Source organism: Luteimonas sp. Soil_C_16 (assembly GCF_057657295.1).
This window is the reverse complement of the sequence record NZ_JBDGIS010000001.1, coordinates 833,667-847,976: the sequence shown is the minus strand read 5'-3', so window position 1 is coordinate 847,976 and position 14,310 is coordinate 833,667. Positions and strand designations below refer to the sequence as shown.

The 14,310-nt window shown below is 69.2% G+C and carries 6 protein-coding genes and 2 pseudogenes; 4 read left to right on the top strand and 4 right to left on the bottom strand.

The genetic code is table 11. The annotated features are described in order from the left end of the window. Positions 1 to 212 precede the first annotated feature (212 nt). Both AC3A5T_RS03770 and AC3A5T_RS03765 read right to left on the bottom strand, forming a co-directional pair. The gene (locus AC3A5T_RS03770) at positions 213 to 944 is read right to left on the bottom strand and encodes a glutamine amidotransferase (RefSeq protein WP_487627416.1); all 732 of its coding nucleotides are present in this window, start codon (positions 942 to 944) and stop codon (positions 213 to 215) included. 192 nt (positions 945 to 1,136) lie between these two features. Beyond that, positions 1,137 to 2,774 (bottom strand): annotated as a pseudogene (locus AC3A5T_RS03765) (GspE/PulE family protein); the annotation flags it as partial. Between the two features lie 274 nt (positions 2,775 to 3,048). Between AC3A5T_RS03765 and glyQ the strand changes: the two are divergent. From glyQ to AC3A5T_RS03745, 4 genes are all read left to right on the top strand, one after another. Continuing rightward, on the top strand, positions 3,049 to 3,957 hold the full coding sequence (gene glyQ, locus AC3A5T_RS03760; RefSeq protein WP_332077909.1) for a glycine--tRNA ligase subunit alpha: 909 nt from the start codon (positions 3,049 to 3,051) through the stop codon (positions 3,955 to 3,957). A gap of 158 nt (positions 3,958 to 4,115) precedes the next feature. Beyond that, entirely contained in the window at positions 4,116 to 6,233 is a 2,118-nt protein-coding gene (gene glyS, locus AC3A5T_RS03755) for a glycine--tRNA ligase subunit beta (RefSeq protein WP_487627415.1), read from the top strand. Between the two features lie 133 nt (positions 6,234 to 6,366). Then, positions 6,367 to 8,181 carry an autotransporter assembly complex protein TamA gene (locus AC3A5T_RS03750; RefSeq protein ID WP_487627414.1) on the top strand — a complete coding sequence of 605 codons (1,815 nt, stop codon included), beginning with the start codon at positions 6,367 to 6,369 and terminating at the stop codon, positions 8,179 to 8,181. 1 nt (position 8,182) lies between these two features. Continuing rightward, the gene (locus tag AC3A5T_RS03745) at positions 8,183 to 12,130 is read left to right on the top strand and encodes a translocation/assembly module TamB domain-containing protein (RefSeq protein ID WP_487627413.1); all 3,948 of its coding nucleotides are present in this window, start codon (positions 8,183 to 8,185) and stop codon (positions 12,128 to 12,130) included. Between the two features lie 272 nt (positions 12,131 to 12,402). Here the strand turns inward: AC3A5T_RS03745 and AC3A5T_RS03740 are convergent, their stop codons facing one another. Both AC3A5T_RS03740 and AC3A5T_RS03735 read right to left on the bottom strand, forming a co-directional pair. After that, a complete protein-coding gene (locus tag AC3A5T_RS03740) occupies positions 12,403 to 13,392 on the bottom strand; it encodes an isoaspartyl peptidase/L-asparaginase family protein (protein ID WP_487627442.1) in 990 nt (329 codons plus the stop codon). 462 nt (positions 13,393 to 13,854) lie between these two features. After that, positions 13,855 to 14,217: pseudogene (locus tag AC3A5T_RS03735) on the bottom strand (cyanophycinase); the annotation flags it as partial. Positions 14,218 to 14,310: the final 93 nt, after the last annotated feature.

Below are 14,310 nucleotides of genomic sequence, written 5' to 3'. Positions count from 1 at the left end.
CAAACTCGCTGCGCTCAGACATGGGCTGCTCTTCGACCCCGTCGCCCTGCGATGCTCGGCTCGCTTTACGGCTCGATCAGATCAACAGCGGAGCCAAAGCGAAAGCAAAGGCAACGGCACGGCAGAGCAACTGCAAAGCCGAGCACTGTCCCTGAATTACCGAACATGCGCCCGTTGAAACCCCGCCTGCGCGGGCATGGCGGAGAAAAAAATCAGTCGCGCGGCAACGCGCCCGCAAAGCGTACGAACCGCTGCAGTACCGCCCGCGCCGCCGGCGCCGCCCGCACACCCGCGACCAGCGCAACCGGATCGAGACCCTCTTGGTACAGCGGCCCCGAGCGCGCGCGGATGTAGCCGCGCATGTGGGTGGCACTGAACTCCGGGTGGAACTGCACGCCCCAGACGCGCTCGCCCCAGCGGAAGGCGTGGTGCGGTTCGAGTGCGGAATGGGCGAGCAGGGTCGCACCGTCTGGCAGGCGCAGGACGCTCTGCAGGTGCGTGGTCTGGGCGAGGAACCGCGGGCCGGCGGCGGCGAACAGCGGGTCGTCGGACGCCGCCGCGTGCGTGTCGATGTCGAGCGTGCCCATCTCGCGGCCGTGCGGGTTGGGTCCGACTTCGCCGCCGAGCGCGTGGGCGATCAGCTGGTGGCCGTAGCAGATGCCGAACAGCGGGACGCCGGCATGCGCCGCGTCGCGCAGCCAGGCGGCGCTGCGCTCGCTCCAGTCGGCGCGGTCGGTGACCATTGCGCCGGATCCAGTGACGATGACACCGGCGAAGTCGTGCGCATCGGGCAGCGCGGCGCCGTGTTCGACGTCAACCACCACCGCGTCACGTTCCGACAGGCCGGCGGCGACGCGGATCCAGTGCGGAAAGCCGCCATAGCGGCGCATCGAGGGCACGGGCTGGCCGGTTTCGACGATCAGGAAGCGGCGGTCGGACGACATCGGGAGGCAGCCGGAACAGGAAGACGGCGCAGCGTAGCGGATCGGGACGGGTGGGCGTTGGTCTGGGATCGCGCCTCGATGCCCCTGCCCTCACCCGACGCGCCTAGCGCGTCGACCTCTCCCGGAGGGAGAGGTGCGCAGACCGTCGCGTATCGCGCTCGCAACAAGTCCGCGCCACGACGCACGCGCTTCCTACTCCCGCGGCGGCAGCACCGTCATCACTTCTTCCACCGTGGTCACGCCTTGCGCGACCTTCTCGGCCCCGGCCATGCGCAGCGTGCGCAGGCCTTCGCCGACGGCGGTCCGGCTGAAGCCCGACAGCGCCATGTCCGGCTGGATCTTCGCGCGCAGCGCGGGCGTGATTGGCATCAGTTCGTAGATGCCCACGCGGCCGAAGTAACCGGTGTTGCGGCATTCCAGACACCCGACCGGTCCGCAGGCGGTCTCCGGCGGCGGCACGTCGCTGTCGGGGCCGAGCAGCGCGCGCCAGCCTTCGGGATCGACCGGCTGCGGCTGCTTGCAATGCCGGCACAGCGTGCGCACCAGGCGCTGGGCGAGCACGCCATTGAGCGTGGAGGCGATCAGGTAATGCGGCAGCCCGAGATCGAGCAGGCGGGTGATCGCCGACGGCGCGTCGTTGGTGTGCAGCGTCGACAGCACCAGGTGGCCGGTCAGCGAGGCCTGCACCGCTATCTGCGCGGTGTCGAGATCGCGGATCTCGCCGATCATGATGATGTCGGGGTCCTGGCGCAGCAGGGTGCGCACGCCCTGCGCGAAGGTCAGGTCGATCGCGTTGTGGACCTGCATCTGGTTGAGCTCGACCGAGACCATCTCGATCGGGTCTTCGACGGTGCAGACGTTGACGTCGTCGGAGGCCAGTTTCTTCAGCGTCGAGTACAGCGTCGTCGTCTTGCCCGAACCGGTCGGGCCGGTGACCAGCACGATGCCGTGCGGACGCGCCACGAGATCGTTCCACGCCGCCGCCTCGCCGGCATCGAAGCCGAGGTGTTCGATCGGCTTGAACGCGGTGTCGGGATCGAAGATGCGCATCACGACCTTCTCGCCGAAGGCGGTCGGCATCGTCGACAGACGCATCTCGACCTCGCGCCCGCCGGGCGAACGCGTCTTGATGCGGCCGTCCTGCGGACGCCGGCGCTCGGCGAGATCCATGCGGCCCAGCACCTTGATGCGGCTCACGGCCGCGGTCATCACCGGCGGCGGCATTTCGAAGACCTTGTGCAGCACGCCGTCGATGCGGAACCGCACGCGGCCCACGTCGCGGCGCGGTTCGAGATGGATGTCGGAGGCGCGCTGCTCGTAGGCATACTGCAGCAGCCAGTCGACGATGTGGACGATGTGGTGGTCGTCGGCGTTGACGTCGCCCGAGCGGCCCAGCTCGACCAGCTGCTCGAACGTCGGCGCGTTGCTGCTGGTCTCGCGTCCATCCTTGGCGCCGCGGATCGAGCGCGTGACGCCGAAGAATTCCATCGTGTAGCGGTGCAGATCCAGCGGATTGGCGACGACCAGATCGATCTCGCGCCGCAGCAGGCGCTGGATGTCGGTCAGCCAGTCGAGCGCCAGCGGTTCGCTGGTGGCGATGCGCGCGCGATCGGGCGTGACCTCCACCGGCAGGATGCGGTGGCGCTTGGCGTAGGCGTGCGAGAACAGATCGGTGACGTCGCCGACCGCGATCTTGGTCGGATCGATGCGCAGGTAGATGTGGCCGGTGGCCTGCGCCAGCCATTCGGTCAGCGCTTCGAGGCCCAGTTCGGTGCCGGGCCGACGCGCCGACGGCAGCTTGAGATTGGCCAGCAGCACCAGCGGATGCACGGTATCGAGTCCGCGCGTGTTGCGGCCACTCGCGCGTGCGCGATCGGCATCGGCCGGCGTCAGCAGGCCGTCGGACAGCAGCGCGTCGATCACGGGGTCGAGCGTCAGGCGGCCCGCCGGCAGACGGCCACCGAAGACAGCGGGCGCACGGGTGCCGGTCGAATGCTGCGGAGCGCGCGGATCGTTCAAGCCGGGTCCTCCAGGGCGCACGGTGCGTCGGGCGCTTTGATGCGGCCCGCTATACTAGCGCGCCGCCGCAGACGCGATTTTCCCGATGACCGGACCGACGTTCCAGGAGCTGATCCTCACGCTCAACACCTACTGGGCCAAGCAGGGCTGCGTGCTGATCCAGCCGCTGGACCTCGAGGTGGGCGCGGGCACCTTCCATCCGGCCACGTTCCTGCGCGCGCTCGGCCCCGAGCCGTGGAATGCCGCCTACGTGCAGCCGAGCCGCCGCCCGACCGACGGCCGCTACGGCGACAACCCGAACCGTCTGCAGCGCTACTACCAGTACCAGGTGGCGATGAAGCCGAATCCGGACAACATCGTCGAGCTGTATTTCGACTCGTTGAAGGCGCTCGGCATCGATCCGCAGGTGCACGACCTGCGCCTGGTCGAGGACAACTGGGAATCGCCGACGCTCGGCGCCTGGGGCCTGGGCTGGGAGGTCTGGCTCAACGGCATGGAGGTCACGCAGTTCACGTATTTCCAGCAGGCCGGCGGCATCGAGTGCAAGCCGGTGCTGGGCGAGATCACCTATGGTCTCGAGCGCCTGTGCATGTATCTGCAGAACTGCGACAACGTCTACGACCTGGTGTGGACGCACGGCCCCGACGGCACGCCGGTCACCTACGGCGACGTGTATCACCAGAACGAAGTCGAGCAGAGCGCCTACAACTTCGAACATGCGAACGTGGAAGTCCTGTTCCGCCGCTTCGACGAATGCGAGGCCGAGGCGCTGAAACTGGTCGAGCTGGGCCTGCCGCTGCCGGCCTACGAGCAGGTCACCAAGGCCAGCCACAGCTTCAACCTGCTCGATGCGCGCCGCGCGATCAGCGTGACCGAACGCCAGCGCTACATCCTGCGCGTGCGCACGCTGGCGCAGGGCGTGGCCAAGGCCTACTACGCACAGCGCGAAGCACTGGGATTTCCGGGGCTGAAGCGCGGGACCGAAACTGCTTGAGCCCCTCTCCCGCCCGCGGGAGAGGGGTTGGGGTGAGGGCGCTTTTCGCGCTCTGCCATTAAAGCGCCCTCATTCGGCGCTGCGCGCCACCCCGTATCAACTACGGGGCAAGCTCTTCTCCCAGAGGGAAAAGAGAATTTCTTCTGGATCGAATCGCCATGACTGACATGCATCCCCTCCTCATCGAACTCGGCACCGAAGAACTGCCGGTCAAGGCCCTGCCCGGCCTGGCGCAGGCGTTCTTCGACGGCGTGATCGCGGCGCTGGACAAGCGCGGCGTCGCGGTCGATCGCGGCGATGCGAAGCCGCTGTACACGCCGCGCCGTCTCGCGGTGCTGCTGCCGGGTGTCGCGCGCGAGCAGCCCGAGCAGCGCTCCGATGTGCTGGGGCCGTATCTGAGCATCGCGCTCGATGCCGATGGCCAGCCGACCAAGGCGCTGCAGGGTTTCGCGGCGAAGACCGGTCTCGACTGGACGGCGCTCGAGAAGACCAGCGACGCCAAGGGCGAGCGTTTCGTGCATCGCGCGGTGACGCCGGGCGCCGCGACGGCGGCGCTGCTGCCGGACGTGCTGCACGACGCGATCGCGGCGATGCCGATTCCCAAGCCGATGCGCTGGGGCGCGCACGCCTATGCCTTCGCGCGGCCGGTGCACTGGCTGGTGCTGCTGCACGGCGACGCCGTCGTCGACGCCGGGCTGTTCGGCGTGCGCAGCGGTCGCACGAGTCGCGGCCATCGTTTCATGCACGACGCCGCGGTCGAGATCGCGGCGCCCGGCGATTACGTCGAGGCGATGCGCAGCGCGAAGGTGCTCGTGGACGCCGATGCGCGTCGCAGCCGGATCGTCCAGGAAGTCGACGGCGTCGCCCGCGCGCTCGGTGGCGATGCGCGCATCGAGGCAGACAATCTCGAGCAGGTGAACTGCCTGGTCGAATGGCCGAAGGCCGTCGCGTGCACGTTCGAGCACGAATTCCTGGCGGTCCCGCAGGAAGCCTTGATCGCGACGATGGAAGCGAACCAGAAGTTCTTCCCGGTGCTGCAGGACGGGCGGCTGACCGAACACTTCATCGGCATCGCGAACATCGAATCGCGCGATCCGATCGAAGTCGCCAAGGGCTACGAACGCGTGATCCGTCCGCGCTTCGCCGACGCCAAGTTCTTCTTCGACGAAGACCTCAAGCAGGGCCTGTCGGCGATGAACGACGGCCTGAGCACCGTGACCTACCAGGCCAAGCTGGGCAGCGTGGCCGACAAGACCCTGCGCGTCGCCGCGCTGGCCGAAGTCATCGCGCCGCAGGTCGATGTGGATGCCGCCCTCGCGAAGCAGGCCGCGCTGCTGTCGAAGGCCGATCTGCAGTCGCGCATGGTCAACGAGTTTCCGGAACTGCAGGGCATCGCGGGGCGCTATTACGCCAAGCAGGATTCGGCACTCGCCGGCCTGTCCGATGACGATCGCGCGTCGCTGGCGAACGCCCTCGACGAGGCCTGGCAGCCGCGCTTCGCCGGCGATGACATCGCGCTGTCCCCGCTGGGCAAGGTGCTGGCGATCGCCGAGCGTCTCGACACCTTGGCCGGTGGTTTCGCGGCGGGTCTCAAGCCGACCGGCAACAAGGATGCATTCGCGCTGCGGCGCAATGCGCTGGGGTTGGCGCGGACCTTGATCGAGAGCGGGTTCGATCTCGATCTTCAAGCGCTGCTGCGCAGCGCGATCGAGCGTGTCGGCGCGTTGCCCACCGGCAAGGACGGCGCGAGCGCACTCGCCGATCGCGGCGAACTCTACGACTTCATCCTCGACCGCCTGAAGGGCTACTACGCCGACAAGGGCGCCACCGTGCAGCAGTTCAACGCGGTCGCCGCGCTGCAGCCGAAGTCGCTCTACGACCTCGACCGTCGCATCGATGCCATCGGCACCTTCGCCGCATTGCCCGAAGCCGACGCACTGGCCGCGGCCGACAAGCGCATCCGCAACATCCTGCGCAAGGCGGACATCGCGATTCCGGCCGACGTCGATCCCGCGCTGCTGCGCGAGCCGGCCGAGGCCGCGCTGGCGGAAGCCGTGGAAGCGGTGCACGGCGAAACGGGGCACGCGCTCGCGCACGGCGATTACGTGTCGGTGCTGACGCATCTGGCACGACTGCGGCCGCAGGTCGATGCGTTCTTCGACAGCGTGATGGTCAATGTCGACGATGCCGCGCTGCGCGCCAATCGTCTCGCCCTGCTCAAGCGCCTGTCCGAGCGCCTGGGCAGCGTGGCTGCGATCGAGCATCTGTCGAGCTGACAGGGGGCCGTCGTGGGAGCGCGCTTGCGCGCGGGGCTTTTGCACCGAGTCAATCGCGCGCAAGCGCGCTCCCACGGGATATCGAGGCTTGCCCGTTAATCGTCTCTTGACGCGCCTCCGGTATCCTCGCGCGATGCCTCGTGTTCATGCGTGTCTCGCCGCCGTCCTTCTCTTGTGTTCGTCGGCCGCGGCGCACGCTGCGCGTGTCGAACGCGTCGACATCGTGGGCCTCGACGAGGAGATGACCGAGAACGTCCGCGTCTCGCTCGGTCTGCGGGACGCGGTGGGCCGCGACATCTCCGGCCGGCGCATGGGCTATCTGCTGCGCGAGGCCGAGCGCGAGACGCGCAAGGCGCTCGAACCGTTCGGGTATTACTCGCCCACCATCGACGTGCAGCGCAGCCGCGAAGGCGACGTGCTCTCGGTGCGGGTGGTCGTCGATCCGGGCCAGCCGGTGCGCGTGCGCAACAGCGACATCGCGATCATCGGCGAGGGTGGTCAGGACCGGTACCTGGCCCGCGACATCGCCCGCTTCGTGCCGAGCGAAGGCGCGGTGTTCAACCATCCCGAATACGACGCGAGCCGCAACCAGCTCAGCCGCCGCCTCACCGAGCGCGGTTACTTCGATGCAGAGTTCGCCTCGCGCCGCGTCGAGGTCACGCGCGCGGATTTCGCCGCCGACATCGACGTGGTCTGGAACAGCGGCGATCGCTACAACATGGGCGCGACCACGTTCGAGCAGACGCCCGAGCAGATCATCAACGACGATCTGCTCGAGCGCCTCGTCTACTGGGAAGAAGGCAGTTACTACCACCAAGGCCGTATCGACCGCCTGCGGTCGTCGCTCGGCCGGCTGGACTACTTCTCCGACATCGACATCGAGCCGCAGGTCGACCAGGCCAACGAACGCCGCGAAGTGCCGGTCAAGGTCACGCTCACCCCGGCCAAGCGCAGCATCTACACCTCGGGCGTGAGCTACGGCACCGACAGCGGCGCGGGCATCCGCCTCGGCGTGGAGCGCCGCTACGTCAACATGCGCGGCCACAAGGCGCTCGCGCAGCTCGACTACGCGCAACGCCGCAAGACGCTCACCCTGCAGTACCGCGTGCCGGCGTTCGCCTGGCTCGACGGCTGGTACACGGCCAGCCTGCAGATGGCCGACGAACAGACCGACTACATCGATTCGCGACGGGTTGAACTGGTGGGCAGCCGCAACGGCCAGTACAACGAGTTCCTCAATCTCGTCGCCTCCCTGCACGTGCTGCGCGAGCGCTGGGCCTACGCGCCCGAAGAAGATCCGGACAATCCGGTCGTCGATGACGACGAGTTCGCCGGCGCGCTGTACCGCTACGCCACCTTCGCCTATCCCTCGCTGCGCGCCGAATACATCGACGTCGACGATCGCCTGTTCCCGACCAGCGGCATCGGCGGTTCGGTGATGCTGCGCGGCGGACTCGAAGGCGTGGGCTCGGACGCTTCGTTCGGACAGGTCCACGTGCGCGCGAGCTGGTTCAAGGGGATCGGCGAGCGCAACCGCCTGATCGTGCGCGGCGAGCTTGGTCATACCTTCACCGACGTGCTGGTCGGCATTCCGCCCAGCCTGCGTTTCTACGCCGGCGGTGACCGCAGCATCCGCGGGTACGACTGGCGCGAGGTCGGCCCGCGGATTCCGGCGCGCGACGGCCGCCGCGCATTCGCGATCGGCGCCAAGAACGTGGTCACCGCGAGCGTCGAGTTCGAACGCTATTTCACCGACACGATCGGCGCGGCGGTATTCGTCGACAGCGGCGACGCCTTCGACGGCACCTCGCCGGAATGGCGCACCGGCGTCGGCATCGGCGCACGCTACAAATCGCCGGTGGGACCGCTGAAACTCGACATCGCACGTGGTCTCGACAACCCCGATTCGTCGTTCACGATCGGCCTGTCGATCGGCGCGGAGTTCTGACATGGTGTTCGGTCGTCACCGTCTGCCCAACGATCTGACCCCAGAAGAGCGCGAGGCGCGCATCGCCGAACTGCGTGCGCGTCGCCGCGCGCGGGCGCGCAAGCTCGCGATCCGCAGCGCGATCGGCATCGCCGCACTGATCGTGCTGCTGATCATCGTCGTGTGGTGGCTGCTGACCACCTTCGGCGGCCGCGATTTCCTGCTCAACCAGGTCGCCTCGCGCCTGCCCGCCGGCACCGAACTGACCTGGCGCGCGGCCGAAGGCCCGGCCTCCGGCCCGTTGACGATGTACGACGTGCGCTACGTGCAGCGCAGCTGCCCGGATGTCGAAGAACAGCCGGTCCCCTACGGCGAATGCGATGAACCGCGCGTGCTGGTGTTCGAAGCCGAGCGCGTGACGGTGGATCCGGCAGTGATGCCGCTGGTCGGCCGACGCCTGCGGCTCGACGTGCTCGACATCGACAACGCCGTGCTGTCGATGCCGCCGCCGGTCGACACGCCGTTCGAACTGCCGCGCTGGCCCGACTCGCTGCCACGCATCGACCTGCCTCTGTCGCTGCAGGCCGAGACGATCCGCATCGACGGCTTCCGCGTCGAACAGGCCGGCGAATCGCTGATCGACATCCGCAGCGTGCGCGGCGGCCTCGACGCGCAGCAGGGTGAGCTGAATCTCGCCAACGTCGTCGTCGACAGCGACCGCGGCCTGTTCACCGCGAACGGCGTCTACGCACCCGACGACGACTACCGCATGGACGTCACCGCCAGCGCGCTGATGCCCGCGCCGCCGGCGCGCACGCGTCCGCGCATCGGTCTGGTCGCGCGTGGCGATCTGTCGCGTCTGGACATCGCCGTCGTCGGCCACGTGCCGGCGCCATTGAAGGCCGTGGTGACGCTGCGGGGCCGCGAGAATCCGGGCTGGGCGCTGCGCGCCGACAGCACGCGCCTCGATCCCGCGCTGCTGATGGGCGGCGGCACACCCGGCACGCCGCTGGCGTTCGACATCCGCGCCGATGGCCAGGGCGGCGCCGCCGAACTGCAGGGCACCGCCACGTACGGCGAAGCCGACGCGAATCCGATCCGCGTCGTGCTGCAGCCGTCCAAGGCGAAGCTGGAAGACCAGCGCCTCGATCTCGACCCGCTGGTCGTCGACATCTTCGACGGCCGGGTCACGCTGCGCGGCTTCGCCGACGTCACCGAGCCGGGCGACGTGCGTTTCCGCTTCGCGACCAATGCGCGCGGCCTGCAGTTCGGCGCCGATCCCGATGCGGCCGAACCCGCGCCGCCGATCACCGCCGACGCCGATCTGGGCATCGCCGGCAGCACCGCTGCGTGGGCCGCGATCGGCAAGGCCACCGTCGAACGCGACGGGCTGCGCGCGAATGTGGACTTCGACGGCCGCGGCGACGCGGAACGCATGCGCCTGCAGACCGCGCGCGTGACCATGCCGACCGGCACGCTCGATGCCAGCGGCGACGTCGCCTGGGCGCCGGCGCTGCAGTGGGATCTCGACGCGACGCTGGCCGGCTTTGATCCCGGCTACTTCGCGCGCGACTGGAAGGGTGCGGTCAACGGCACGTTCGCCACGACCGGTAACACCCGCGACGACGGCGGCCTGGAAGTGGCGGTGGACGCCAGTGATCTGGGCGGCACGTTGCGCGGGCGCCGACTCGATGGCCGTGCGACGTTCGCGATGCACGGCCCGGCCACCGCTGCCGGCGACGCCGGCCGCACCGATTTCGAAGGCGAGGTCGCGCTGTCGCTCGGCGGCAGCCGCGTCGATGCGACCGCGACCGTGAGCGACCGCCTCGACATCGACGCGACGCTGGCACCGCTGCAGCTCGCCGATTTCCTGCCCGACACCGGCGGCGTGCTGCGCGGCACCGTGCGCGTGACCGGCGCGCGCACCGCGCCCGACATCGCCGCCGACCTCACCGGCAGCGCTCTGCGCTACGGCGACTACGCGGCCACGAGCGCGCGCATCCAGGGCAATCTGCCGTGGCGCGGCGATACCGGTTCGCTCGATGTCGTCGCGACCGGCGTCAATGCCGGCATCGCCCTCGACGAAGTGCGCCTCGCGGCGCGCGGTGCGATCGAGAGACTCCAGCTCGACGCCAGCGCGCGTGGCGAGATCGGCACGGTGGACCTGTCGGGCAACGCCGAAAGCCGCAACGGCAACTGGCAGGGCACGCTCGCCAATCTGCGCCTCGCACCGGCCACCGGCGCGAGCTGGGCGCTGCAGTCGCCGGCGCAATTCCAGCAGATCGGCACGCGCTACACCTTGACCGAGAGCTGCTTCGCCTCCAGCAGCGGCGGCTCGCTGTGCGCGAGCGCGGACTGGCCGCGTCAGGGCGTCTCGATCACCGGCACGGGCCTGCCGCTTGCGCTCGCCACGCCTTATCTGCCCGAGCAGGACGGCGGCCGTCCGTTCGTGCTGCGCGGCGAAATCGCGCTCGAAGGCAGCGCGCGTCCGGTCGGCAACGGCTTCGTCGGCAGTGCGAGCATCCGCTCGGCCAGTGGCGGCGTGCGCACGTCCGAGCGCGCGCGCAACGATGTGGTCACCTACGACGATTTCCGCCTCGACGCGGAGTTCGATGCCAACCGCCTCAGCGCGACGCTGTCGACGACGCTCAACGAAGTCGGCCGCGTGCAGGCGCAGGTGACCAACGGCTGGGATGCGTATTCGCCGCTGTCGGGTTCGCTGGTCGCCAACGTCGAAGACCTGACCTTCGTCGAACTGTTCTCGCCCGATATCGTCGAGCCCACCGGCCGCCTCACCGCGGACGTCACGATCGGTGGCACGCGTTCACAGCCGACGATCGGTGGCCAGGCGCGTCTGGCTGATTTCTCGACCGAGATTCCATCGCTGGCGATCGCGCTCGAAGACGGCAACATCAATCTCGACGCGCTGCCCGACGGCACCGCGCGCATCGCCGGCAGCGTGCGCTCGGGCACCGGCACGCTGAACATCGGCGGCGGCATCGGCTGGCAGGGCGAAGGCACGCCGGTGGTGCTGACCGTCAGCGGCACCGACGTCCTGGTGGCCGACACCAGCGACATGCACATCATCGCGTCTCCGGACATCACGGTGCGCTACACCGCGCTGCAGCCGCTCAACGTCACCGGCAAGGTGTTCGTCGATGTCGCGCTGCTCGATCTGGAGCGCTTGAGCGAAGGCGTGTCGGTGTCGCCCGACGTGGTCGTGCTCGATCCGGTCGACCCGGAAGAGAACAGCACCGCGTCGGCGCTGGAACTCGATCTGACGCTCACCGTCGGCGACAACGTCGGCCTGCGCGGCTTCGGCTTCGACGGCCGCATGAAGGGCCAGTTGCGCGTGCGCGCGGTGCCGGGCCGCGAGATGACCGGCAACGGCCGCCTCGCGGTCGACGGCCGCTACAAGGCCTACGGCCAGGAGTTGCGGGTCACGCGTGGCAATCTGGTCTTCAACAACGGCCCGGTGTCGGACCCGATGCTCGACGTGCGCGCCGAGCGCCGGATCGATGCCGAGGACATCACCGCCGGCATCGACGTCAGCGGCCGCGCGTCGGCGCCGCAGGTCAACGTGTGGACGAATCCGTCGAGCGACGATTCGCAGGCGCTGTCGTATCTCGCGCTGGGCCGCTCGGCCTCCAGCCTGACCAGCGACGAAGGCCAGCAGATCGATGCCGCCGCGGCCGCGCTCAACGCCGGCGGCAACCTCGTCGCCGGCCAGCTCGGCAGCAAGATCGGCCTCGACAACGCGGGCATCAGCCAGTCGCGTGCACTAGGCGGCAGCGTGCTGGGCTTCGGCAAGCAGCTTTCGCCGAAACTCTACGTCGGCTTCGGCGTGTCGCTGCTCGGCACCGGTCAGGTGCTGACACTGAAGTATCTGCTGCGTGCAGGCTTCGACGTGGAGATCGAATCGAGCACGCTGGAGAACCGCGGTTCGGTGAACTGGCGACACGAGCGGTAGGAATCTAGCGAACGATTCCGCTTGGCGCGTCGTCCCCGCTGACGCTGGGGCGACGGTCGAAAGGAGTGCGCCATCGATTCTTCGACCACCCCGAACGCCGCCAGGCTGCGTTAACGCTCCTCAACCCCGTCATTCCGGCGAAGGCCGGAATCCAGTGACTTGGAGCTTCGACGAAACGCTGAAGACGCTGGATTCCGGCTTTCGCCGGAATGACGGGGACTTGCTCGGGTGTCCGTCAAGGCGACTTCAACGGATCCTTGCAACTCGAAGCATCAACGCCCATCCGGCAACGCGATCGTGTCCTCACGGAACACCGCGACGTGCGGCACGCCATCGGCGCCGATCCAGCCGCGGTACATGCCCGGCGTGTTGAACGGGAACGCGACGCGGCCATCGGCGTCGAGGGCGATCGCGCCACCATCACCGCCGGCACCCGGAATCAGCTGGTCGATGACCGCGTCCGACGCCACGCGGATGTCGTCGCCGCGCAGACGCACGCGCGCGCAGATCTCGTGCGCGGCGGCGGTGCGGATGTAGTACTCGCCCCAGCCGGTGCCCGACACCGCGCAGCGCGCGTCGGCCCAGGTGCCGGCGCCGATGATCGGCGCATCGCCGACACGGCCGTAGCGCTTGTTGGTCATGCCGCCGGTCGAGGTGCCCGCGGCCAGCAGGCCATCGACGTCGAGCGCGACCGCGCCGACGGTACCGAAGTACGGCCGCGCATCACCGGTCAGCACCGAGGCCTGCGGCTGCGCCTTGCGTTCTGCCTCCAGCGCGCGCTGCAGCTGCTGCCAGCGACGCTCGGTGCGGAAATACGCCGGATCGACGAGTGCGATGTCCTGCGTCTTCGCAAACGCTTCGGCGCCCTCGCCCACCATCATCACGTGCGGCGAGGACGTCATCACCGCATCGGCGAGCAGGATCGGATTGCGCACGCGCGACACGCCGGCGATCGCACCGGCCTGGCCGCTCGCGCCGTCCATCACCGCGGCATCGAGTTCGTTGCGGCCGTCGTGGGTGAACACCGCGCCCTTGCCCGCGTTGAACATCGGTGCGTCTTCGAGCACGGTGATCGCCGCCTTGACCGCGTCCATCGCCGGTGCGCCCGCCTGCAGCTTCGCGTGGCCCGCGCGCAGCGCGGTTTCGAGCGCAGCGCGCGCTTCGGCCAGACCTGCTTCGTCGAGATCGCCGCGTTCGACGCCCGCGCCGCCGTGGATCGCCAGCACCACCGGCACACCGGCCGATGCCGGCAGTTCGCGCAGGCGGCCGCGTTCGACCGCATAGCTCTGGCGCGACACCGCATGCTCGACCCGGCCCGTCGGCAGATGCAGCACCGAACCGGTGCCGGCGCCGACGGTGTCCACGCGCGCGATGCGCAGCGGCTTGCCACGCTGCTGCACATCGGTGAAGCCACCGCGCACCACGAGTGCGCCGCTCTGCGGCGTGGTCGCGAAGATGCGCGAGGTGCCATCGCCTTCGACCGCGACGGCCGCGTCCTCGTCGACGCCCAGACCGATCACCACGCGTCCGTCGCTCAGCGTCTCCGCTTTGGCGATGAAGGCGAGCAGCCGGCCGAGCCGGTCGCGCTCGCGGAAGTGCGTGTCGGTGACCACGCCGCGCAGCAGCGGCACGCGCAGGAAATCGCGCTCGATGGTGTTGGCATCGCCGAGCGGGTTCGACAGCGCCTGCGGGCTGCGCAGGCTGCCGCCGTCCATCGCGCCGTAAAGGAACTCGCCGAGGATCGCCAGGCCCGCGCTGGTGCCGCCGATCGGCTTGCCGGCCGCGATATGCGCGTTGAGCGCGTCCTCGACCGGCGTGCCCTTCCAGAAGTTCACGTAGTTGGACTGGTCGCCGCCGGCGATGAAGATGCCGTCTGCCTTGGCCAGACTCGCGAGCACGGCCGGATCGGTCGAGGCCTCGCGGCTGGAGAACACGAAGGTCTCCACCGACGCGACGCCGCCGACATCGTTGTGGAACTCCTCGCCGATCTCGCCGGCATAGGACGCGCGCAGCACGACGACATGGCCGTGTCCGGCCTTGCCGAGGAACCAGCGGATCGCCTCGTAGTTGCGGTCGCCGCCGCCCATCAGCAACAACCCCGGCGTCGGCGCCGACGGCGTGGGCAGCGCGGTGTCGCCGATCACGTGGCGCTCCACGCCGGCCGCCGATGCGACGCCCGC